Consider the following 20,926-nt stretch of genomic DNA (forward strand, 5'->3'; position numbering starts at 1 on the left):
GGTAAGGAGGTGCAGGCAGCAAACGAAACACCCGACCGGCCCGCCGGCCGGCTCCACCGGGCCCGAGCCCTCTACCGCAACGTCTCCAAGCGGAAGCTCGCCTGGCTGCTGCTGAAGGACACGGTCAACTCGTGCATCGAGTACCGGATCCTGGGGCTCGCGGCCGAGGCCGCGTTCTTCACCCTGCTGTCCCTGCCGCCGCTGATGCTCGGGCTGCTCGGGCTGCTCGGCTACGTCGACGACTGGACCAGCACCACCACCGTCGCGTCCATCCAGGAGAACATCCTCCGCGCCGCCGGCACCGTCATGTCCGACCGCGGCGTCAACGACATCGCCAAACCCCTGCTGGAGGACGTCACCCGCGGCGGCCGCCCCGACGTCATCTCCCTCGGATTCGCCATCGCGCTGTGGTCAGGCTCCCGCGCGGTGAACGTCTTCATCGACACCATCACCGTGATGTACGGGCTCGACGGCCAGCGCGGCATCGTCGCCACCCGGCTGCTGGCCTTCCTGCTCTATCTGATCGCGCTGCTGATCGGCGCCGTCGTGCTGCCGCTCGCCGTGGTCGGCCCGGACCGGGTCGTCGAGTTCGTGCCGTTCGGCGCGGACCTCGTCACCCTCCTGTACTGGCCGGTGGTGATCCTGCTGTCCGTCGCCTTCCTCACCACGCTCTACCACGTGTCCGTGCCGGTCCGCTCGCCGTGGGTGGAGGACGTCCCGGGCGCGCTCGTGGCCCTCGGCATGTGGTTCCTCGGCAGCTTCCTGCTGCGCATCTATCTGACCAGCACCGTCGAGGGCCCCACCATCTACGGCTCCCTCGCCGCGCCCATCGCCGTGCTGCTGTGGATCGGCATCTCGGCGTTCGCGGTCCTCGTCGGCGCCGCCGTCAACGCCGCCATCGACCGGGTCTGGCCGTCGGTCACCACGGCCGCCGCGCGCGCCGCGAACCAGCGTGCCCGGGCCGCTCACGCCGCCGAGCTGGTCGCCCGCGCGCGGGCGGCGGAGGGGGACAGCGAGGACTGGGAGGAGGGCGGCGGGGACATGCCCTCGGAGTTCCCCGAGCGCTGGTCGAAGTTCCTGCCCCCGGACGATGTGCGGTCCCGGCTCCAGGGCAGCCGGGAGCACCGCGACCGGGACACCCGGGACGCTCGCGACCGGAAGGAGCCCCGTGGCCGGGACCCCCGTGACGAGGACACCCGTGGCCGGGACCCCCGTGACGAGGACACCCGTGGCCGGGACCCTCGTGACGAGGACACCCGTGGCCGGGACACCCGTGGCAAGGACGGAGACGGCGACCGGGACAGGGACGGCGACAAGGGCGAGCAGAAGCTCTGACGGGGGAGCCTGCGGGCCGTGGCGCAGCTCTGAACGGGAACCGGCGCTCCGGCGAGGGCAGTGGAGATCCGGAGATCGGAGACCGGAGCCGCCGGAGACCGGAGAGGCGCAGAACCTCCGGGCCATGTCCTAGCCTCGACAGCATGTACGCGGAACGGGCTTCCCTGCTGGACGGCGCCGTCGTCTGGCACAACGAGCCCGGCCCCGGCCCTGCGGTGCCCGTTCTGCCCGACGGCTGCATGGACCTGCTGTGGACCGAGGGCCGGCTGCTGGTCGCCGGGCCCGACACCCACGCGCAGCCGCCCGACGGCGCCCGAGCCGCCTGGGCCGGCGTGCGTTTCCCGCCCGGAGCGGCGCCCGCCTTCTTCGGAGTCCCCGCCCACGAACTGCGTGATCTGCGCGTGGACCTCTCCGACGTCTGGCCCGCCCGACGGGTGCGGTCGCTGGCGGACCGGATCACCGACTCGCCGGACCGGGTCGCCGCGCTGGAGGCCGTGGCATTGCGGCACGCGGCGGACGCACCCCCGCCCGACCCGTTGCTGCGGGCCGTCGTGGAGGGACTGGACGCGGGCGGGACGGTGGCTTCGACCGCCGCCGCCGTCGGGCTGGGCGCCCGTCAGCTGCACCGCCGCTCCCTGGACGCCTTCGGCTACGGGCCGAAGACACTCGCCCGAGTGCTGCGGCTGCAACGCGCCCTGGCCCTCCTACGGGACGGCGTGCCGTATGCCGGGGCCGCCCTGGCCGCGGGCTGCTCCGACCAGGCGCACCTCGCGCGCGAGATGCGGGACCTGACCGGGCTCACCCTCGGCCGCTACGCGGAGCTGACCTCCGGGTCCTGGCCTGCGAACAGTGACACCCCGGCGCCGTCCGGGTCGAGGACGACCGCGTAGCGCTGTCCCCAGACCGCGTCCCAGGGCGCGAGGTGGCCGCGATGGCCCGCTCCGACGAGCTCTTCGTACAACTTGTCCACCTCGGCGGGGCTGTCGCAGAGGAAGGCGAGACCCACCCGGTCCCCGCCCTCGGGGCGCTTCCAGCCGGGGTCGAAGGAGCGGATGGTGTCCTCGGTGTCGAACAGCACGCGCGGCCCACCGGGCAGTACGGCCTCGACGTGCGGCGCGGACTCGGCCCCCTCGGGGATGTCCAGGCCGAGCCGGCGGTAGAAGGCGAGCGAGGCGGCCATGTCGGAGACGACCAGGCCGACGGCATCGAGTCGTGGAGTCATGCGGCCACCGTAGAGGCGGTGACCGGGCGTGGTCTTGAAGGAATCGGACGTGGCTGCCGAAGGCGGCGGGGAGGGATGCGGGCATCGGTGCCGCCTGCCGCGCCCAGGCCGGCGGCGAGACCGCACCGATGCCGACGGGCGCGGGCGGCTCTTCCCCTCCTGGCGCCGGAACGGGAGGTGGTGTCACCGATTCGTAAGGGGGTGCGGCGCGCGCCCGGGGGGGCCGGGCGGAGAAGAATGGGTCCATGCACAACATCCTGGTCGTCGACGACGATCCGACCGTCGCCGAAGTGGTCACCGGCTATCTGGAACGGGCCGGGTTCACGGTGGCCCGCGCCTCGGACGGGCCCGGAGCCCTGGAGGCCGCGGGCGGGCAATGGCCGGATCTGGTGGTCCTCGATCTGATGCTGCCGGGCATGGACGGCCTCGAGGTCTGCCGAAGGCTCCGCGGCCGGGGGCCCGTTCCGGTGATCATGCTGACCGCGCGCGGGGACGAGGACGACCGGATCCTGGGACTCGAGACCGGCGCCGACGACTACGTCACCAAGCCGTTCAGCCCGCGCGAACTGGTCCTGCGGGTCGAGTCCGTGCTGCGCCGCGGCCGGGCGGCCGCCGAAGCCGCCCCCGGCGGGCCCGTGCTCGGCTGCGCCGGAATCACCGTGGACCCGGCTGCCCGCAGGGTCACCAAGAACGGTACGGAAATCGGCCTCACCCTGCGGGAGTTCGACCTGCTCCTGCACCTCATGCGTCACCGCGGGCAGGCCATCGGGCGCGAGACCCTGATGCAGGACGTGTGGGGCTGGGACTTCGGTGACCTGTCGACGGTCACCGTCCACGTGCGGCGGCTGCGCGGCAAGATCGAGGACGATCCGGCCCGGCCGCGCCTGATCCACACGGTCTGGGGCGTCGGCTACCGCTTCGACGCACCCGCGGAGCCGGAACGGCCGTCGGCATCGGCGGGGCCGGCCGGCCCCGCCTGGACCCCGAGGCCGGAGGGGGCGGCCCACCACGACGGCGGAGCCAGGACCTCGCCGCAGGGTTCCGGCCGGATGGCGGGCGACCGGACGCCCGGCGGGGGCGCGCCTGACGGCCGGACGCGGGATGGACGACCGGACGACCGGACGCCGGAGGGGCAACCGGACGGCCGGACCGCCGGCGAGGGCGCTGCCGGCGAGGGCGCCGCCGGTGCGGACGGGGCGTGAGTGGCGTGCGCGACGTCCTCCTCATCGCCCTCTTCGCCTTCCTCGGTGCTGCCGCGGCCGGCCTGGCCGGCGCCGTGGTGCTGCGGATGCTGCGCCGGCGGTCCGTCACCGTGTCGCTGACCGTGGTCGCCGGCGTGGCCGTCGTGGCGATGCTCGCCGGAACCCTGGCGGTCGCCCGTGCGATGTTCCTGTCCCCGCACGATCTGACCGTCGTCACCACGGTCGTCGCGATGGCCGCGGTCGTGTCCCTCGCAACGGCCCTGCTGCTCGGCCGGTGGGTCGTCGCCCGCAGCCGTGAACTCGCCCGCGCCGCCCGCACCTTCGGGGAGGACGGCAGCTTCGCCGCGCCCGGCGGCGATGCCACGGCCGAGCTCGCCGAGCTGGGCAGGGAACTCGCCGCCACCAGCGCCAGGCTCGCCGAGTCCCGCGAGCGGGAACGTGCGCTGGAGACCTCCCGGAGGGAACTCGTCGCCTGGATCTCGCACGATCTGCGCACCCCGCTCGCCGGGCTGCGGGCCATGTCGGAGGCGCTGGAGGACGGGGTCGCCCCCGACCCGCAGCGGTACTTCCGGCAGATCCGCGCCGAGGTCGAGCGGATGAACCGGATGGTCGGCGATCTGTTCGAACTGTCCCGCATCCACGCCGGCGCGCTCGCGCTCACCCCCACCCGGATCTCCGCGCACGACCTGGTCGGCGACGCGCTGGCGGGCGCCGGCCCGCTGGCCCGGGAGCACGGCGTACGGCTCGTGGGGGACCGGGTGGAACCGGTGCCGATCGAGGTGGACGCCGAGGAGATGACGAGGGTTCTGGCCAACCTGCTGGTCAACGCGATCCGGCGGACACCGGCAGACGGGACGGTCGCGGTGGCCGCCGAACGCCGGGAGGACTCCGTCGTGCTGTCCGTGACCGACGGCTGCGGCGGTATCCCGGAGGAGGAACTGCCGAGGGTCTTCGACACGGGCTGGCGCGGTACCGAGGCCCGGACCCCTCCGGCGGGAGCCGGCCTCGGTCTCGCGATCGTGCGGGGCATCGTCGAGGCGCACGACGGCCGCGCCGGTGTGCACAACGTGTCGGGCGGCTGCCGCTTCGAGGTGACTCTGCCGGCAGCTCCGTGACGGTGGCGCCGATGCGCGGGCGCGGCGTCACAGCGACCGGTACACCGCCTCGACGAGCGCCATCTTGCGCGGGTCGTCGGCGATCCGTGAGCCCATGCGGTTCATGACGTACCCCATCGACAGCTCCGCCTCCGGGTCCGCGAGCCCGCAGGAGCCGCCGAAGCCGTCGTGGCCGACGGCCCGCGGGTTGGGGCCGTACGATCCGTGGGGGCCGCTCAGCCACAACCCGAGCGCGACCTCGGTGTCATGGGCCAAGCCCGCGCCGAGGACGAGGTCCCGGCAGGGGCCCTGGCCCTCGCGGACCCGCTCAGCGGCGGCGGCCGACAGCACCCGGCGGCCCCCGAGCAGACCGCCCGAGGCGACTGTCCCGTACAGCTCGGCGACGGCGCGGGCGGTGCCGTGGCCGTTGGCGGCCGGGATCTCGGCGGCCCGCCACTCCGGGCTGTTGGCCTCCCGGGCGCCCACGGCGGGGTTGGCCAGGGCGGCCAGTGCCACGGGCTCCAACTGGGCGAAGACCGCGGCCTGTTCGCCGGCCGACGCGGCGGGTGCGTGAACCAGCTCGGCGGTGCGGTGGTACTCCTTCCGCGGCAGTCCGACGGAGAAGTCGACGCCGCACGGCCCCGTCACCTCCTCGTGCAGGAACGCGCCGGGCAGCAGACCCGTGACGCGCCGCACCACCTCGCCGACCAGGAAGCCGTAGGTCATGGCGTGGTAGCCGGACCGGGTCCCCGGCTCCCACCACGGCTCGGTCGCGGCCAGCCGCGCCACCGTGAGCTCCCAGTCGCAGAGTTCGGCGAACGTGTGGGGCGCACGCAGGCCGGCGAGGCCCGAGCGGTGCGACAGCAGGTGGCGGACGAGGACGGTCTCCTTGCCGGCGGCGGCGAACTCCGGCCAGTACGAGGCCACCGGTGCGTCCAGGTCGAGCAGCCCCCGGTCGGCGAGGACGTGCGCGCACAGTGCGGTGGGTCCTTTCGTCGTCGACCAGACGTTGACGACGGTGTCCCGCTCCCAGGGCCGGGTGCGCGCCGCGTCCGCCCAGCCGCCCCACAGGTCGACCACCGTCCGCCCGCCGGCCCGGACCGCCACGGCGGCGCCCAGTTCCCCGCGTTCGCCGAAGTTCTCCTCGAAGGCGGTGCGGACCGCGGCGAACCGCGTGTCGCACCGGCCCTCGATCCGTGCCCCGATGTCGCCCATGGCCCCTCCCTGGTCCGTCGTGCGCCGTCGTGCACCGGCCGGTGGCAGGAACATACCGACTGGTCGGACAGTCGGGAAGGCCACACGAGCGGCCACCCCAACGGGAGCGGGCCGGGGAGGCGTTGTCAGTGCCGTAGGGCAGGGTGGCGGGTGCACCGTCACATATGACGCGAGACGACCCGAGAGGAACGGCCGACCGATGAGTGGCACCGCTGTGATGACGTCCCGTGAACGAGCCGCCGCCCAGGCGTACTTGCGCCTCCTCGGCGCCGTGCGCGCCGCGCTCGCCGAACCTCCCGGCGCCGACGCGCCGCCCCCTCCCGTGCTGCTCAGCGCTCCCATGGCGGAGGCCGACGAGGCCCTCGCCGCGGCGGGGCTCCTGGGCAACGAGGAGACGCTGTTCGGTCTGGTGACGGGGCTGCACCGCACGAACCCTCCGGGCCCGGCGGCGTGCCGCGTCCCGCGTCCCGCCCGCGTCACGCCTCGTGGCGCAGGGGCGTGAGCTGCTCGATGTCGTAACGGGCGCGGAGCCGGGCGATCGCGTCGTGGTCCGGCGGGCCGCCCGAATCGAGGATGCCGATCAGCTCCTCGAAGTACCGCTCGTGGTCGGGTGGCGGGGAGGCCTGGAAGAACATCCGCGCGGGTTTCCCCGTCCGGTTCGCGAACGCGTGCGGACAGCCGGGCGGCACGACGACGACCGTGCCCGGGCCGGCGCGCACCGGACGCCTCCCCGACGGGGACTCCCAGTCACGCCAGTCGCCGTCCGTCCGCACCCGCGGCTCGAAGGCGAGCATGTCCAGCTCGCCCTCGAGCACGTAGAAGAGCTCCTCGCTCCGGGCGTGCACATGCGCCCCGACGTCGAACCCCGGAGGGACGACCACCTCGAAACTGGACGACACACGGGAGTGCTCACCGGTGACCTTGAACGTCACCTCCTGGGCGGCCGCGCGCAGTGTGCGGCCGTGGCCCCCGGGCACCAGCAGCCCCTCCGCCGACGTGGTGTCCGCGCCCCGGGGCGCCTGGATGTGGGAGGTCACCAGACCACCGGCAATCCCTCGGGCCCCCGGATCAACGCCCCGGGCCGCCAGCGCAGTTCCTCCGCCGGCACGGCGAGGCGCATCCCCGGGAAGCGGTCCACCATGGCGGAGAACAGCAGTTCGGTCTCCAGCCGGGCGAGCAGGGCGCCGACGCAGTAGTGCGGGCCGTACCCGAACGCCACGTGCGGATTGGGGCTGCGGTCCAGCACGATCCCGTCCGGGTCGGCGAAGACGTCCGGATCCCGGTTGGCGGCGAGGTACGACACGTAGACGGCCTCGCCCCGGCGGATCTCCCGGCCGCCGACGGTCACGTCCTCCGTGGCGATGCGGCACAGCCCCACGCCGTTGCGGTGCGGTATCCACCGCAGCAGTTCGTCGACGGCCGTGGCGCGCACCCCGGGGTCCCGGCACAGCCGGTCCATCAGATCGGGCCGGGTCAGCAGGATGTACGCCATGTTCCCGGTGTTGTTGGTGACCGCCTCACCGCCGATCTGGATCAGCAGCGCCAGTCCTACAGCCTCCGCCTCGGTGATCTCCCCGCCCGCGACGGCCGCCGACAGCAGTGCGACGACGTCCTCGCCGCCGGTGCCGCGGCGCTCGGCCAGCTGCCCGGCGAAGTAGTCGCACATCGCGTTCCTGGCCCGCTCGCTGCGCTCGGCGCCCTCGGCGGAGGACAGGATGAGCGAGGTCCACTCGTGCATGGCCGGGCGGTCCGCGGCGGGCACACCCATCAGTTCGCAGACGACGGCCAGCGGGAACGGCGCGAGGACGCGTGCGACCAGATCGGCGGGCGGCCCGTCGCGCAGCACCCCGTCGACGAGTTCGTCGAGCATGGCCTGCGCCCGCCAGCGCAGCCGCTCCACGCCGCGGGTGGTGAACGCGGGGGCGACGGCTCGGCGCAGCCGGGTGTGGTCGGGCGGATCCTCGAAGCCGACGGCCCCGTCCACCGGGATGAAGTGCGGTGCGAGACGGGTGACGTCGCTGCCGACCACCGCCCTGCGGCTGAAGCGCGGATCGTTCGTCACCGTCCGTACGTCCTCGTGGCGCGACACCAGCCAGGCCCAGCCCTCGCCGTTGGGGAGCCGGATGCGCGTCACGGGTCCCTCCCGCATCAGTGCCGCGAGGTCCGGGTCGAACTCCACCCCGGTCAGGTCCCGCACCGGCCAGAAGCGGACCGGGGGAAGGGGGGCGGACGCGGCCGCCGCAGTGGTGGCTCCCGTCGCCGCCGTGGTCGTCGAGGCCTTGGCCGTCGTCGGGGTCGTGGTCGCGGGGGTGGTCGTGGTCGTGGTCGTGGAAGCTTCGTCCCGCACGTCAGTTCCTTCCCGCGGGGGCCGGCACCTCGGCCTCGGTCCAGCGCCCCAGGCTCATCTCGGCGGTGATGCCCGGGCCGAAGCCGGCGAGGATGCCGCGCGCCGCGTGCCGGGTCGAGCCCTCGTCGAACAGCCTGCGCAGGGCGTCGAGGACGACGGCGCTGGCTATGTTCCCGTACTGGGTGAGCGTGGCCCGGCTGAACCGGAACGCGTCGGGCGGCACCCCGAGATACTTCCCCAGGTCGTCGAGGATGCGCGGACCGCCCGCGTGGACGATGTAGAAGTCCAGCGAGGCGGCGTCCCAGCCGTGTTCGGCCGCAAGCGCCCTCAGTGCCGGTGCCAGCGGTTCCATGGTGCCCGGAACCCGCCGGTCCAGTTTGAAGTGGAAGCCCGTGGAACGGACGTCGTAGGCGATCCAGTCCTCGGTGTCGCGCACCAGGTAGGAGCCGTTGCGCTCCAGCGCGACGCCGTGACCGCCGCGGCCGCGCACCACAGCGGCGGCGAGGCCGTCGCCGAAGAGCCCGTTGGACAGCAGGTTCCCCACGTCCAGATCGGTGGGCTGGTAGCAGAGCGAACAGAACTCGCAGGCCACGATGAGGGCGTTGGCCTCCGGGTAGGCCGTGCAGAAGTCGTGGGCACGGTTGACCGCCGCGCCCCCGGCCGCACAGCCGAGCTGGGCGATCGGCACCTGACGGGCGTCCGTGCGGAAGCCCATGGAGTTGATCAGCCAGGCGGTGAGCGACGGCATCATGAAGCCGGTGCACGACACGTAGATGATCACGTCTATGTCGACGGGCCGGAGCTCCGCGTCGGCGAGCGCCCGCTCGATCACCGCGGGCACCCGGGCCTTCGCCTCGGACTCGTAGACGGCGTTGCGGTGTTCGAAGCCGGGATGCTTCAGCGTCTCCTCGATCGGCTGCAGCAGGTGCCGCTTCTCCACCCCCGTGTTCCGGATCAGGCGAAGTGCCAGGTCCAGTTGCGGGTGGTCCGCGTGAACGGTCCGCGCCAGGTCCAGGGTCTGCTCCATGGTGATCACGTGTTCGGGTACGGACACCGCCGGTCGGCACAGAGTGGCCATGATGGTGCGCCCTTCTCTCGTGTTCCCCTCCAAAAGGATCCGGGAGGTCACCCGTTCGTGCCCGCCGAGGAAAGCCCCTGTGGCTGGTCCGTCCGGGTGATGGCGTCCCGGCGGCGGGCCGGCCGGGAAACGCTGGCCCGTCCGGGTGATGGCGGGGCGGCGGCCGTCCCGATCGCGCGTCGGCCGGGAAGGGATGTCGGAACCGTTGAACGCCGCCCGCTCCGCTCACCCGGCGAGACCGGGGGGCCGCGGCGGCATCGGGCGTCGGACGTTGGGAGTTGAACGTGGAGACGTCAGAACCCGGGACGCCGGCCGTCTCCGGACCCGGTCCACGGGGGGACGAGGACGTTCGCCACTGGAGCCTCGAGGACCTGAGGGCCCTGGACTTCGACCCGTTCCTGACCACAGTCCTCCGCGACGAGCCGGTGGTACGCATCCGGCTGCCGTACGGCGAGGGCACCGCCTGGCTCGTGACGCGCCACGACGACGTCAAGTCGGTCACGTCGGACCCCCGGTTCAGCCGCCGGGCCCTCGCGGACCGGGACGTCACCAGCGGTTCTCCGCATGCCATCGCCTCGCGGCACGCCGCCCTCAACTACACGGACCCGCCGCACCTCACGACCATGCGCCGGGTCGTCGCCCGCGCCTTCACCGGCGGCAGCATGGAGCGGCTGAGACCCCTGGCCCAGCGGACCGCCGACGCCCTGCTGGACGAGATGGAGCGGCACGGCTCCCCGGCCGATCTGGTGCGGCATCTGCACGGGCCGTTCCCGCTGTCCGTCGTCGGCGACCTGCTGGGTCTGCCGGAGGAGGACCGTGCCGGGATGATCTCCTGGACGGATGTGATCATGACGCCGGGCCCGGCACCGGCCCGAAGCCAGGAGGGCAGGAAGTCGGTCCGCGAGGTCGTCGAAGCACTCCTCGCCCGCAGGCGCGCGGAGCCGGCTGACGACCTGGCCGGGGTGCTCGCCGCCGCCGCCGCCGACGGGGAGATCAGCGAGGACGAGGCGCTGTCGATGGCGACGGCGATCCTGGTGAGCGGAGCGCACGCGGTCCGCAACAACAGCGCAAACATGGTGTACGCGCTTCTCACCCGTCCGGAGCAACTGGCGCGGCTGCGTGCCGAGCCCGGACTGCTGCCGCGGGCGGTCGAGGAACTGCTGCGGTACATCCCGCACCGCAACGGCGTGGGCCTGCCGAGGATCGCCACCGAGGACGTGGAGGTCGGCGGCGTACGCATCGCGGCCGGCGAGGCGGTCTACTGCTCCTACCTGGCCGCGAACCGGGACCCCGAGGTCTTCCCCGACCCGCACGCCCTCGACTTCGACCGCCCGGCCGCCGCCCATCTGTCGTTCGGGTTCGGCCCGCACCACTGCGTGGGCCCGATGCTGGCGCGGATGGAGTCCGAGGTGATGCTCGCGACGCTGCTGCGCCGCTACCCGCGGCTGGCCCTCGCGGTGCCTCCGGAGGAGATCGCCTGGCAGGAGGGCGCGCTGATCCGCGGGCCCAAGTCGCTCCCGGTGAGCTGGTGAGGCCGCAATGGACGTGGACCTGCGCATCGTGCACGGCGCTCCGGACGCCGAGGAACTGGCCGCCGTCATGGCCGTGCTGACCGTTGTCGCCCACCGCCGCTCCACCCCCCGCGCCACCGCCGGCGGCGGCGCACCGGACGGCGGATCGCGGCGCGCCCACTGGGACCGGGCCTGGGGAGGCGGCTTCCAGCCCAGCGGCTCTTGGCGGGAACGGGACCGGACGGTGACGGCGTTCGACCCGGGCAGCCGCTGACCCCGGCCGGGCGGCGCCCCTCGGGCGGCCGTCCCCGCGCGCGACCGATGGGAAGCACCGCGCATGAACCCGCACGCCCCGGGTATCCGGAGTCAGCGATTGCCCCCACGAAGGGGGCGGCACCCCCCCATGCCGCCCCGCGAACGGCCCCGCCCGCCGCCCCCTCCGGCCGGCGGGGCCGACGCATCCCCGCCGGAGTCCGCCCCGGGACGGCGACGTCGGGACGGCGGGCCCGTGGCGGTGCCGTCGTGGCAGCGCCCTCGAAGGCGACCGGACGCGTCCCCCGGAAGCGGTCAGACGAGGAGCCGCAGCGATGTGTCCGACACCCCCACGCGGACCGACTGGCCCCAGGTCAGCTCCAGCGCGTCGGACTCCATGCCGTCGCCGAAGGCCACCAGCCGGTCGGACTCGACGGTCAGCCGCAGTCGGCGCCCGGCCGTGAGGTCCCCTTCCACCAGCGACGTCCCGGTGGCGGGGGAGGGCCACGCCTCGCGGACGAACCACAGCAGCCGGGCCTCGGCGGGTGCCGGCAGCGGCCGGCTGCCGCCGCGTTCCCGCCACAGCGACCGCAGCCAGCCGGTCGCGCCCGTCCCGGTGCCGACGAGGACCCCGGAGGACGCCTGGACCTCACCTCCCCCGCCCACGACGCTTCCGCCACCTCCGTCGCTGCCGCCTCGCGCCGCGACCCCCGCAGGGCCGGTGTTCCCAGCCGTCTCGGGGTGCCCCGCCGGGGGACCCGGGCCGTCGAGGTCCAGCCGGTAGCGGGACGTCTGGTGGTCCGGCCGCCCCAGGTAGATCTCGTTGAGCGCCACGAGCCGCTGGGTGTCGTCGGCCACGGCCTCCACCATGGTGAGCTCGTCCACCGCGGCACCGCGCGACACGGCGGCCCGCAGCAGCGGGCCCGCTTCGTCGGGCCGGTGCCGCACCAGTACGCCGGCGTTGCGCCCGGGGTCGGTGTCGATGCCCACTACCGGCTGACCGGCCAGGTACTTCGCCGTGTTGGCGACGAGCCCGTCCTGTCCGGCCACGACCACCACGTCCTCGGGGGCGAACAGGAAGCGGTCGAGGTCCGCCCGCTCCACCCGGGCCCGGCGCCACTGGGGCGGCACCGCCGCCGAGACGGTGGCCAGCGCCCGACCGGTGCGCCGGTGCCGATCGGCGACCTCACGGATGCCGCGGCCGCGTGAGGACAGGAAGAACTCGGCCTGCCCGTGTGTGCCGTGACGGGCGAGCAGTTCCTCGTACTCGGTCGTGCGGTGCACGATCACCGCGCGCGGGGCGAGGCTCACGCGCCCTCCGTTCCCGTTCCCGTGCCGGTTCCCGTGCCGCCCAGCCGTGCGAGCAGTCCGGTGAGGACGTCGGGGGAGAGGGTGATGCTGTCGACGCGAGGCAGGTTCTCCGCGAGCCGGGTGACGGCGAGGGCGTGCAGGGTGGCCGGGTCGGCCTCGGAGTGCACCCGCAGCCAGGCGGCCTGGGCCCCGGCGCGGGCCTCGCCCACCTCCCTCGCCGCCGTCGCCTCGGCCTTGGCGAGCCGCACCCTCCGGGCGGCCTCCGCCTCGGCGCGCACGGCGTCCGCCGCGGCGCCCTCCTCGGCCTCGCGCCGGGCGTTGGTGCCCTTCTGGTCGACCAACCGCTCCTCCCGCCGGGCGAGTTCGATCCTGCTGGCCAGCTCGTTCTCCGCGATGGCCCGCTCCCGCTCCACGGCCACCGCCCGCCGCTCGTACGTCGCGCGGTCGGCCTCCTGCTGGATCTGCTCGCGCGCCGGTGTGCGCAAGGCCCGTTCGACCTCGGGTTCCGGCCGCAGGGCGATGACGCGGACCGCCACCACCTCGATGCCCGTGTCGGAGAGCCGCGGCTCCGCGCCCAGCCCGCCGCCGATCCGCTCGCGCACGGCCGCGACGCCGTCGACCAGCGCGGCCGACAGAGGGGTGCGGGCCAGCACGTCCAGCGCGTGCTGCTGGGCGGTCTCGGTCAGCAGCGTCGAGATCTGCTCCAGCGGTGCGCCCCGCCAGGCGCCGGTGTCCGGGTCGACGGAGAAGTCCAGCCGGGCGGCCGCCGTGGCCGGGTCGCTGATCCGGTACGTCACCGTCGCCTGCACCGACACGTCCTGGAAGTCGGACGTCCTGGCGTGGAAGGTCATGGCCAGTTCCCGGTCGTCGACGGGGACTTCGGACAGTGCGGCGGTGAGCGCGCGGAACCAGAAGCTGAGGCCGGGACCGTCGTGGACCAGCCTGCCGCGGCGGTGGTGGCGGACGTGGACGGTGGGCGCGGAACGCAGATGGCGCCAGCCGAGGCGCCTGGTGATGTCGGACATGCGACAACCCCCTCTTCTCGTCATTGCGACGATATCGAGTAGAGCGTTTATCGTCAATCCGACGAAATTTGCCTCGCTGCGCTTGCGCGGCGCGGTGCCGCACAGCAGGCTGGCGGGATGGCGACCATCAACGTCCGCAGGGTCTACGACGACCCCGAACCGGACGACGGCACCCGCGTACTCGTCGACAGACTCTGGCCGCGCGGCGTCTCCAAGGAACGGGCCGCCGTCGACGCCTGGCTCAAGGACGTCGCCCCGTCGGGCGAGTTGCGCGGCTGGTACCACCACGACCGCTCCCGGTACCACGAGTTCGAGGCCCGCTACCGCAGCGAACTGGAGGACGGCCCGGCCGCGCAGGCCCTGGAGCAGTTGCGCGAACTCGTCCGCGGCGGACCGGTAACCCTCGTCACCTCGGTGAAGAGCGTCGGGGACAGCCATGTCCCCACGCTCGTCGACGTGCTGGAGAAGTCCGCTCCGCCGCCCGCGAGCCGGTAGGAACGGATCCGCCGCCCGGCGGGCAGCCCGCCCGCCCGCTCGTCCGCGGCCGGGCCGTGCCACCCGCCCCGGCCGGGAGGAGGCGCGGGGGTCAGCGGGCGGGAGCGAAGGCGTCGACTCCCGTGAGTTCCGCCGACAGCGCCCACAGCCGCGCCGCGTCTCCGGGGTCGGTCGCATAGGGCCGTACCCCGCTGGTCAGTTCGTCCGTCGCGTCCTCGCCGAGCGCCTCGGCCACGTCGCAGTCCTCGAGGTAGAGACCGCCCATGTCCGCCAGGCGGGGCGACGTGGCCGCCCACACCTGCGTCGCCGCGCCCTGCTCCGGCGTCTTGAAGCTCGGGTCGAGCGGTGTGCCCTGCTCGTCGATCCATCCCCGCCCTACCATCTCCTCCTCGGGCAGATGGCGCACGAGTTCGGTGATGATCTCGCCGGGATGGACGGCGAACGCCCGGACCCCGGCCTTCCGGCCGAGCGCGTCGAGCTGTACGGCGAACAGCACGTTGGCCGTCTTCGCCTGCCCGTACGCCTGTCACTTGTCGTAGCCGTCCGCGAAGTCGGGGTCGTCCCAGCGGATGCCGGAGAGCTGGTGCCCGCGGGAGGAGACCGAGACGACCCGCGCCCCGCCGCCGCTCGCGATCGCGGGCCAGAGCCTGTTGACGAGGGCGTAGTGACCCAGGTGGTTCGTGGCGAACTGGGCCTCCCAGCCCGGCCCCACCCGTGTCTCCGGGCTGGCCATGATCCCGGCGTTGCCGATCAGGATGTCGATGTCGCGGCCCGAGTCGAGGAACCGAGCGGCAAAGCCGCGGACGCTCTCGAGGTCGGCGAGGTCGAGCTCGTCGACCTCCACGCCGCCGACGCCGGCGAGGGCCTCCTCGGCGGCGGCCGGACGGCGGGCCGGTACGACGACCGAGGCGCCGGCACCGGCCAGGGCCCGGGTGGTCGCCAGTCCGAGGCCCGAGTAGCCGCCCGTGACGACGGCCAGCCTTCCGGTGAGGTCGATGCCCTGCAGAACGTCCGGCGTGGTGCTCCGGGCCCCGAAACCCGAACCGATCTTGTGCTGTCGAGTGCTCATGCTTCGATGCTGGGCCTTGGAGCGCACTCGAACGCAAACGCAAACGCAAACGCACAGCCAGACGCAGACGCACACGCGCGCACCGCGGGTGTCCGGAAGGTCCAAGTCGCAGGCCGGAGCGTGCGTCAGGAAGGGTCGTCCTCGATGGACGACAGGTGGAAGAGCCCGCCCTCGGGGTCGCGGATCGTCGCCGTCCGGCCGAGCGGTGTGTTCTGCGGGGGCGCCACGACCGTGCCGTGCGCGGCGCCCGCGCGGGCCGCCGCCTCGTCCACGTCGTCCCGGCAGAAGTGGACGTGCCACTGGGGGCGGATCGCCGCCTCCGCCGACTCCGGTACGCCGCCGTACAACCCCGCCACCGTCCGGCCGCCGGCCCGCAGCATCACCCGGTCGTGCTCGTAGCGCACGTCGATGACGTCCGGATGGGCGTCCCATTCGAACACCCCGCCGTAGAACAGCGCGGACGCGAACGGGTCCCTCGTGTGCAGCTCCAGCCATGCCACGGCACCCGTGCCCCGTCCTGCCAGCCACCCAGGGGCGGCCGGTCCCTCCCAGATGCAGAACGCCGCGTCCAGCGGATCGGCGGCCCAGGCCATCCGCCCCCGGCCGAAGGCGAGCGGCCCCACGGCGACGGTCCCGCCACGCTCCCGCACGCGCCCCGCCGCCGCGTCGGCGCTGTCGGCCCCGAAGTACGCCGTCCAGGCGACCGGGAGCCGAACCCCCATGGTCTGCGTGGACTCCACGAGACCGGCCACCGGTTCGCCGTCCGCGTGCGCGACGACGTACCCCTCGGCCTGGACATCGGGCTCGAACTCCCAGCCGAACACGGCACCGTAGAAGTCCTGGGCGGCCCGCATGTCCTGCGTCGTCAGGCTCACCCAGCACGGCGTGCCCGGCACCCCGGGTGAAGTGCTCGCCAAGACCGCTCACCTCATTCGTGTTCGTCCCGGGGCAGGGGCGTGGGCAGGGACAGATGGACACTCCCTGACACCCTTCAACAGAATCGGGGCGGTCGCCACCGCAGCGGGAGCCCGGGGAGACCTGCCGGCGGCATCCCGAAAATGCGTTGGCACGGTCCGGGGGACGGGCTTAGTGTGGCGTCGCCGCCGTGTGCGAGACACGGCCGTGAGCATCGAGAAGGACGCGGAGGTGAGGACGTTGACGACGGTCACCGTGCCGGGCGCTGCCCGAAACCCGAAGTTCATCACTCCCATTTCCGTGGTCACCGGCTGACCTCCTCCTTCTTCCTTGTCGCACGCCCTCGCGTGTGCGTCGCCGGGGCCACCCGTGTGAAGGGTCTCCCTTGTCCTCCTCCTCTGCTCACTCTTCTTCTTCCTCCGCTCGCACCTCCTCGCTCGGTCTTCCGGGCGCCTCCGCCGCCGACGGCGCGGCGCCGCACCCGCTCGCCCCGTACGGCTGGGACGAGGACCTCGCGGCCGCGTTCGCCCCGTACGCGGGGAGCGGTCTGGTGCCCGGGCGGGTCGTACGGGTCGACCGGGGACAGTGCGACGTCGTCACCGCGACCGGGACCGTCCGCGCCGACACGGCGTTCGTCACCCCGCACGACCCGCTTCGCGTGATCTGCACCGGCGACTGGGCGGCCGTCGACCCGGAGGGCGGCAACCCCCGGTACGTACGGGACTGTCTGCCGCGCCGCACCGCGTTCGTGCGCTCCACGTCGTCCCAGCGGTCCGAGGGGCAGATCCTCGCCGCCAACGTCGACCACGCGATCATTGCCGTCTCCCTCGCCGTCGAGCTCGATCTGGGACGGATCGAACGGTTCCTGGCACTGGCCTGGGAGAGCGGGGCGCAGCCGCTCGTCGTCCTCACCAAGGCCGACCTGGTGCCGGACGCCACCGCCCTGTCGTACCTGGTGCAGGACGTGGAGACCACGGCACCCGGCGTCCAGGTGCTGCCGGTCAGCTCGCTGACCGGGGAGGGCACGGACGTCCTCGCGGCGGTGGTGTCCGGCGGTACGAGCGTGCTGCTCGGCGTCTCCGGCGCGGGGAAGTCCACGCTGGCGAACACACTGCTCGGCGAGGACGCGATGGCGGTGCGGGCCACGCGTGACGTGGACGGGAAGGGCCGGCACACGACGACGACCCGGAACCTCCTCGTCCTCCCCGGCGGCGGCGTGCTCATCGACACCCCGGGCCTGCGGGGCGTCGGGCTCTTCGACGCCGGTGCGGGCGTGGGCCAGGTCTTCTCGGAGATCGAGGCCCTGGCTGCGGACTGCCGCTTCCACGACTGCGCCCACGAGTCGGAGCCGGGCTGTGCCGTGCTCGCCGCGCTCGCCGACGGCTCATTGCCGGAACGCAGGCTGGACAGCTACCGCAAGCTCGTCCGCGAGAACCAGCGCATCGTCGCGAAGACCGACGCCAGGCTGCGCGCCGAGATCCGCCGCGACTGGAAGCGCAAGCACGCGGAGGGACGCGCCGCGAGCGAGGCGAAGCGGGGCGGTCGCGTGCGCTGACCCTTCGCCGGGGTGTTGGCCCGGGCCGTCCGGGGCGGCCCCGGGGTCTTCCCCGGGGCCACCCCAGGACCCCAGGACCCCAGGACCCCAGGACCCCAGGACCCCGGTCACGTGGAGTCCGCGGTCCGGAGGCCGCGGGGTCCGGTCAGGGCCATGCGTCGCGGGTCACCGGGCGTTGGGGTTCCGGGGGCTGCTCCGCACCGGGGCCGCTTCTCGCCACCGGCACCGGGGGTCCGCCCCCGGCCCGAAGGCCGCGGGCTGCCGGGACTCCGCGGCCTGCCGCGGACCGCGGCGGGAGCATCCGCAGGGCCCCCGCCGCGGTCCGCGCACGGGCAGGGCAGGCTGCTGCCCCCGCGCTCGCGGGCCCGGCTCGCTCCCGTCCGCCATGTCCGAAATCCGCCGGACCGGTGGTGCCCGGAGACGGACACTGGACGGTGTGATGGACGACGACAGCAGATACGAGGCCGTCAGCAGCCGGGACGCTCGGTTCGACGGGGAATTCTTCTTCGCCGTGGAGACGACCGGAATCTACTGCCGGCCCAGCTGCCCGGCGGTGACGCCCAAGCGCGCCAACGTCCGCTTCTTCCCGACCGCCGCTGCCGCGCAGGGCCATGGCTACCGGGCGTGCCGGCGGTGCCGGCCCGACGCGGTTCCGGGGTCGGCCGAGTGGAACGTGAGGGCCGATGTCGTCGGGCGGGCGGTGCGGATGATCGGGGACGGTGTCGTCGACCGGGAAGGCGTGCCGGGCCTGGCCCGGCGGCTCGGCTACAGCGCGCGGCAGGTGCAGCGGCAGCTGAACGCGGAGCTGGGCGCCGGGCCCGTCGCACTCGCCCGGGCGCAGCGGTCGCACACCGCGCGGGTGCTGCTCCAGACGACCGGGCTGCCGGTCACGGAGATCGCGTTCGCGTCGGGATTCGCGAGCGTGCGCCAGTTCAACGACACCATCCGCCGGATCTACGCCCGCACACCCACCGAACTCCGTGCCGAGACGGGCACGAGGCGGGCCGCCGGCCGGGCCGGGATCCCGCTGCGGCTGGCCCATCGCGGTCCGTACGCGACGAGCGAGGTGTTCGACCTGCTCGCCCGGGAGGCGATGGACCGGATCGAGGAGGTCGTCGGGGCGGTGGGTGCACGGACGTACCGCCGCACCCTGCGGCTGCCTTACGGTTCCGGGGTCGTCGCCGTGGACGAGCGCTCCGCCGGCCCGTGGCTCGACGCCCGGCTCCATCTGACCGATCTGCGCGATCTGACCACGGCCGTGCAACGGCTGCGCCGCCTCTTCGACCTGGACGCCGACCCGTACGCCGTGGCGGAGAGGCTCTCCGCGGACCCGGTGCTCGCGCCGCTCGTCGCCGCCCGCCCGGGGCTCCGCTCACCGGGCACGGCGGACCCCGAGGAGTTCGCTCTCCGGGCGTTCGCCGGGCCGGAGGAGTCCGCCCGGCTGGTCGAGGCGCACGGAAAGCTCCTCGACCAGCCCTGCGGCGGGCTCACCCACCTCTTCCCGGAAGCGGCGGCGCTCGCCGACCACCCGGTCGTGGGCCCTCTGGCGGCCGCGCTGGCCGACGGCGACGTACGGCTGGACCCGGGCGCCGACCGCGATGACGCCGAACGCGTCCTGCGTTCCGTGCCGGGCCTGGCGCCCCGGACCGCCGCGCTGATCCGCATGCGCGCGCTGGGCGACCCCGACGTGGCCCCGGAGCCGGACCTCGGGAAGGAGACGGCCCCGGGCCTCGACGGCGATGCGTGGCGGCCCTGGCGTTCCTACGCCGTTCGCCATCTCGAGGCGGCCCGTGACGCACGCCGACCATGACCGGCCGCCGGGTGATCGCGGGGCCGCCGGCTTGCGGCGCCGGGTTCGGCAGCCGGGTTGGGGGTGCCGGTTCGGGCCCGCCGGAACCTGTTGCTGCCCCGGCCTCCGCCGCAGTTCCCGCCTCGACGGCCGTTGCTTTCAGGACGCACTCCGCCGGGGCCTGTTGCTGCCCCGGCCCTCAGCCCGCATCCGCCGCCGGGCCGGGCACCGGCGGTCCGTCGGCCGATGCCGTCGCCGCCGTCGCGAACCCCGCACCGCCGCCTTCCGGGGCGGGCCCGGCAGCCGGTCCGGTGCGTTCCGGAGCAGGCCCGGCAACCGGTGCCGTCCCGGGGGCAGTGGCGGGGGCCGTCGCCGGGCCGCCCGCGCGGCGCTCGTCGGCGGACCGTGCCACCCACCCCTTCTCGTAAGCGTGCCAGCCGAGTTGGAGCCTGGTCGTCACACCCGCCAGTTCCATGAGGCCCTTCACTCGGCGCTGGACCGTGCGGAGGCCGAGGTCGAGCTGTTTGGCGACGCTCGCGTCCGTCATGCCGGCGAGCAGCAGGGACAGGATCTCCAGGTCGGCGGCGTCCGGGCCCGCCGGACCGTCCTCGGCCACCTCGCCGCGCCCGCCGAGGCGCAGCGGCAGCGCCTCCCGCCACACGGCCTCGAACAGCCCGGTCAGCGACTCCAGCAGTCCGCTCGCGTGAACCACCAGCGCCGCAGGCTCCGAGCCGCGTCCGGTCAGCGGGACCATCGCCAGCGTCCGGTCGGCCACGACGAGTTTGGTCGGCACCCGGTCCACGACCCGGACCTGTTCGTCGCGGCCGAGCGAGGCCGACACCTCGACGAGCCCGGTCGGCAGCGTGAGCACCTCGCGTTCGATGACCACGCGGTACGCCACGCCGCGCTGCGCCGCCCGCTCCTCGGCGTCGTTCTCGATTCCCGAGACGACCATCGGCTTCCCGGTGACGAGCGCGCACACCTCCTCGGACGCGCCCAGCTGGAGCTGGAGGAAACGATGCGCCACCGCGCTGGCGCCGGTGACCACCTCGACCAGGTCGTGCACGGGCAGTTCCGTGGCCTCCGCCCGGTATTCCCGGGCCAGCAGGGCCGCCGCGAGTTCGGCCTGCTCCAGATCGTGCCTGTGCTGGGTGAGCAGGGCGCCCAGCGCGACTCCGGGCGGCGCCGCCACCCAGCGGTCGGCTCGCGCGGACGACTGGGCGGCCAGCCCCTGGTGTTCCAGCAGCCGCAGGGCCCGTTCGGTGTCCGCCTCCGGGAGCGCGAGGCGGTGCGCCAGATCGGTCACCTCCGCGGCGCCAAGCGCCACCAGCGCGCGGTACGCCGACTCCTGCCTCGCGTCGAGACCTATTGCTCCCAGCACCCCTGAGCCCTCCCCGGACTTCACCATTCCGCTTACTGCGGACACGATCGTGGCGGAAACCGGCCACGGCGTGAACCCGCCGCCCTCATCATCCCCGCAGGGCTTCCGCCTCTGCCAATGTGGCGCCACC

At 74.0% G+C, this 20,926-nt stretch carries 18 protein-coding genes and 2 pseudogenes; 10 read left to right on the top strand and 10 right to left on the bottom strand.

Annotated features, from left to right (window positions below; all coding sequences use genetic code 11):
- Positions 1-9 precede the first annotated feature (9 nt).
- Positions 10-1,335, top strand: a complete 1,326-nt coding sequence (locus tag BLT82_RS01680) for a YihY/virulence factor BrkB family protein (protein ID WP_093651952.1) — start codon at positions 10-12, stop codon at positions 1,333-1,335.
- A 143-nt stretch (positions 1,336-1,478) separates the two neighbouring features.
- Positions 1,479-2,225 (top strand): helix-turn-helix domain-containing protein, encoded by a 747-nt coding sequence (locus BLT82_RS01685; RefSeq protein ID WP_093651953.1) that lies wholly within the window; start codon positions 1,479-1,481, stop codon positions 2,223-2,225.
- Here the strand turns inward: BLT82_RS01685 and BLT82_RS01690 are convergent.
- A complete protein-coding gene (locus BLT82_RS01690; RefSeq protein ID WP_093651954.1) occupies positions 2,147-2,557 on the bottom strand; it encodes a VOC family protein in 411 nt (136 codons plus the stop codon). The genes BLT82_RS01685 and BLT82_RS01690 overlap by 79 nt on opposite strands.
- 245 nt (positions 2,558-2,802) lie before the next feature.
- Between BLT82_RS01690 and BLT82_RS01695 the strand changes: the two genes are divergently transcribed.
- Positions 2,803-3,759: a response regulator transcription factor gene (locus BLT82_RS01695; protein ID WP_093651955.1), complete on the top strand. Its 957-nt coding sequence runs from the start codon at positions 2,803-2,805 to the stop codon at positions 3,757-3,759.
- Positions 3,760-3,764: 5 nt separating this feature from the next.
- A complete protein-coding gene (locus BLT82_RS01700; protein ID WP_093651956.1) occupies positions 3,765-4,874 on the top strand; it encodes a sensor histidine kinase in 1,110 nt (369 codons plus the stop codon).
- A 27-nt stretch (positions 4,875-4,901) separates the two neighbouring features.
- Here the strand turns inward: BLT82_RS01700 and BLT82_RS01705 are convergent, their stop codons facing one another.
- Positions 4,902-6,068 (bottom strand): serine hydrolase domain-containing protein, encoded by a 1,167-nt coding sequence (locus BLT82_RS01705; protein WP_093651957.1) that lies wholly within the window; start codon positions 6,066-6,068, stop codon positions 4,902-4,904.
- Positions 6,069-6,267: 199 nt separating this feature from the next.
- On the opposite strand from BLT82_RS01705, the gene BLT82_RS01710 reads away from it, so the two are divergent.
- On the top strand, positions 6,268-6,570 hold the full coding sequence (locus tag BLT82_RS01710) for a hypothetical protein (protein WP_093651958.1): 303 nt from the start codon (positions 6,268-6,270) through the stop codon (positions 6,568-6,570).
- Here BLT82_RS01710 and BLT82_RS01715 read toward each other — a convergent pair.
- The 3 genes from BLT82_RS01715 to BLT82_RS01725 all read right to left on the bottom strand — a co-directional run bounded on the left by BLT82_RS01715 (position 6,545) and on the right by BLT82_RS01725 (position 9,493).
- The gene (locus tag BLT82_RS01715) at positions 6,545-7,105 is read right to left on the bottom strand and encodes a cupin domain-containing protein (protein ID WP_093651959.1); all 561 of its coding nucleotides are present in this window, start codon (positions 7,103-7,105) and stop codon (positions 6,545-6,547) included. The genes BLT82_RS01710 and BLT82_RS01715 overlap by 26 nt on opposite strands.
- Positions 7,102-8,265: a cytochrome P450 gene (locus BLT82_RS01720; RefSeq protein ID WP_093652214.1), complete on the bottom strand. Its 1,164-nt coding sequence runs from the start codon at positions 8,263-8,265 to the stop codon at positions 7,102-7,104. Before BLT82_RS01720 ends, BLT82_RS01715 begins: the two co-directional genes overlap by 4 nt.
- Positions 8,266-8,416: 151 nt before the next feature.
- On the bottom strand, positions 8,417-9,493 hold the full coding sequence (locus BLT82_RS01725) for a type III polyketide synthase (RefSeq protein WP_093651960.1): 1,077 nt from the start codon (positions 9,491-9,493) through the stop codon (positions 8,417-8,419).
- A gap of 284 nt (positions 9,494-9,777) precedes the next feature.
- Between BLT82_RS01725 and BLT82_RS01730 the strand changes: the two genes are divergently transcribed.
- Positions 9,778-11,025, top strand: coding sequence for a cytochrome P450 (locus tag BLT82_RS01730; RefSeq protein WP_093651961.1), 1,248 nt, complete (start codon positions 9,778-9,780; stop codon positions 11,023-11,025).
- A 7-nt stretch (positions 11,026-11,032) separates the two neighbouring features.
- A complete protein-coding gene (locus tag BLT82_RS01735) occupies positions 11,033-11,278 on the top strand; it encodes an acyl-CoA carboxylase subunit epsilon (RefSeq protein WP_093651962.1) in 246 nt (81 codons plus the stop codon).
- Positions 11,279-11,571: 293 nt separating this feature from the next.
- Here BLT82_RS01735 and BLT82_RS01740 read toward each other — a convergent pair whose 3' ends face one another.
- Together BLT82_RS01740 and BLT82_RS01745 are read right to left on the bottom strand one after the other, a co-directional pair.
- Entirely contained in the window at positions 11,572-12,567 is a 996-nt protein-coding gene (locus BLT82_RS01740; protein ID WP_093651963.1) for an NAD(+)/NADH kinase, read from the bottom strand.
- Positions 12,564-13,592 carry an SPFH domain-containing protein gene (locus tag BLT82_RS01745; RefSeq protein WP_093651964.1) on the bottom strand — a complete coding sequence of 343 codons (1,029 nt, stop codon included), beginning with the start codon at positions 13,590-13,592 and terminating at the stop codon, positions 12,564-12,566. The genes BLT82_RS01740 and BLT82_RS01745 overlap by 4 nt, the downstream gene beginning before the upstream one ends.
- A gap of 117 nt (positions 13,593-13,709) precedes the next feature.
- On the opposite strand from BLT82_RS01745, the gene BLT82_RS01750 reads away from it, so the two are divergent.
- Positions 13,710-14,087, top strand: a complete 378-nt coding sequence (locus tag BLT82_RS01750; protein WP_093651965.1) for a DUF488 domain-containing protein — start codon at positions 13,710-13,712, stop codon at positions 14,085-14,087.
- Positions 14,088-14,178: 91 nt separating this feature from the next.
- On the opposite strand, the pseudogene BLT82_RS01755 reads toward BLT82_RS01750, so the two are convergent.
- Both BLT82_RS01755 and BLT82_RS01760 read right to left on the bottom strand, forming a co-directional pair.
- Positions 14,179-15,156: pseudogene (locus BLT82_RS01755) on the bottom strand (SDR family NAD(P)-dependent oxidoreductase).
- 125 nt (positions 15,157-15,281) lie between these two features.
- Positions 15,282-16,052, bottom strand: a complete 771-nt coding sequence (locus BLT82_RS01760; RefSeq protein ID WP_093651966.1) for a VOC family protein — start codon at positions 16,050-16,052, stop codon at positions 15,282-15,284.
- Positions 16,053-16,456: 404 nt separating this feature from the next.
- Between BLT82_RS01760 and rsgA the strand changes: the two genes are divergently transcribed.
- Both rsgA and BLT82_RS01770 read left to right on the top strand, forming a co-directional pair.
- A complete protein-coding gene (gene rsgA, locus BLT82_RS01765) occupies positions 16,457-17,626 on the top strand; it encodes a ribosome small subunit-dependent GTPase A (protein ID WP_208867641.1) in 1,170 nt (389 codons plus the stop codon).
- 439 nt (positions 17,627-18,065) lie between these two features.
- Positions 18,066-19,436, top strand: coding sequence for a DNA-3-methyladenine glycosylase 2 family protein (locus BLT82_RS01770; protein ID WP_093651968.1), 1,371 nt, complete (start codon positions 18,066-18,068; stop codon positions 19,434-19,436).
- 370 nt (positions 19,437-19,806) lie between these two features.
- Here the strand turns inward: BLT82_RS01770 and BLT82_RS01775 are convergent.
- A pseudogene (locus BLT82_RS01775) lies at positions 19,807-20,796 on the bottom strand (helix-turn-helix domain-containing protein); the annotation flags it as partial.
- Positions 20,797-20,926: the final 130 nt, after the last annotated feature.

Origin of the sequence: Streptomyces wuyuanensis (assembly GCF_900103455.1) — a bacterium.
GTDB classification, from domain to species: domain Bacteria; phylum Actinomycetota; class Actinomycetes; order Streptomycetales; family Streptomycetaceae; genus Streptomyces; species Streptomyces wuyuanensis.

Coding starts and splice junctions, on each gene's coding strand:
- BLT82_RS01690 (WP_093651954.1), bottom strand. CDS start 2,557: ATGACTCCACGACTCGATGCCGTCGGCCTGGTCGTCTCCGACATGGCC.
- BLT82_RS01725 (WP_093651960.1), bottom strand. CDS start 9,493: ATGGCCACTCTGTGCCGACCGGCGGTGTCCGTACCCGAACACGTGATC.
- BLT82_RS01705 (WP_093651957.1), bottom strand. CDS start 6,068: ATGGGCGACATCGGGGCACGGATCGAGGGCCGGTGCGACACGCGGTTC.
- BLT82_RS01710 (WP_093651958.1), top strand. CDS start 6,268: ATGAGTGGCACCGCTGTGATGACGTCCCGTGAACGAGCCGCCGCCCAG.
- BLT82_RS01750 (WP_093651965.1), top strand. CDS start 13,710: ATGGCGACCATCAACGTCCGCAGGGTCTACGACGACCCCGAACCGGAC.
- BLT82_RS01735 (WP_093651962.1), top strand. CDS start 11,033: ATGGACGTGGACCTGCGCATCGTGCACGGCGCTCCGGACGCCGAGGAA.
- BLT82_RS01685 (WP_093651953.1), top strand. CDS start 1,479: ATGTACGCGGAACGGGCTTCCCTGCTGGACGGCGCCGTCGTCTGGCAC.
- BLT82_RS01745 (WP_093651964.1), bottom strand. CDS start 13,592: ATGTCCGACATCACCAGGCGCCTCGGCTGGCGCCATCTGCGTTCCGCG.
- BLT82_RS01770 (WP_093651968.1), top strand. CDS start 18,066: ATGGACGACGACAGCAGATACGAGGCCGTCAGCAGCCGGGACGCTCGG.
- BLT82_RS01695 (WP_093651955.1), top strand. CDS start 2,803: ATGCACAACATCCTGGTCGTCGACGACGATCCGACCGTCGCCGAAGTG.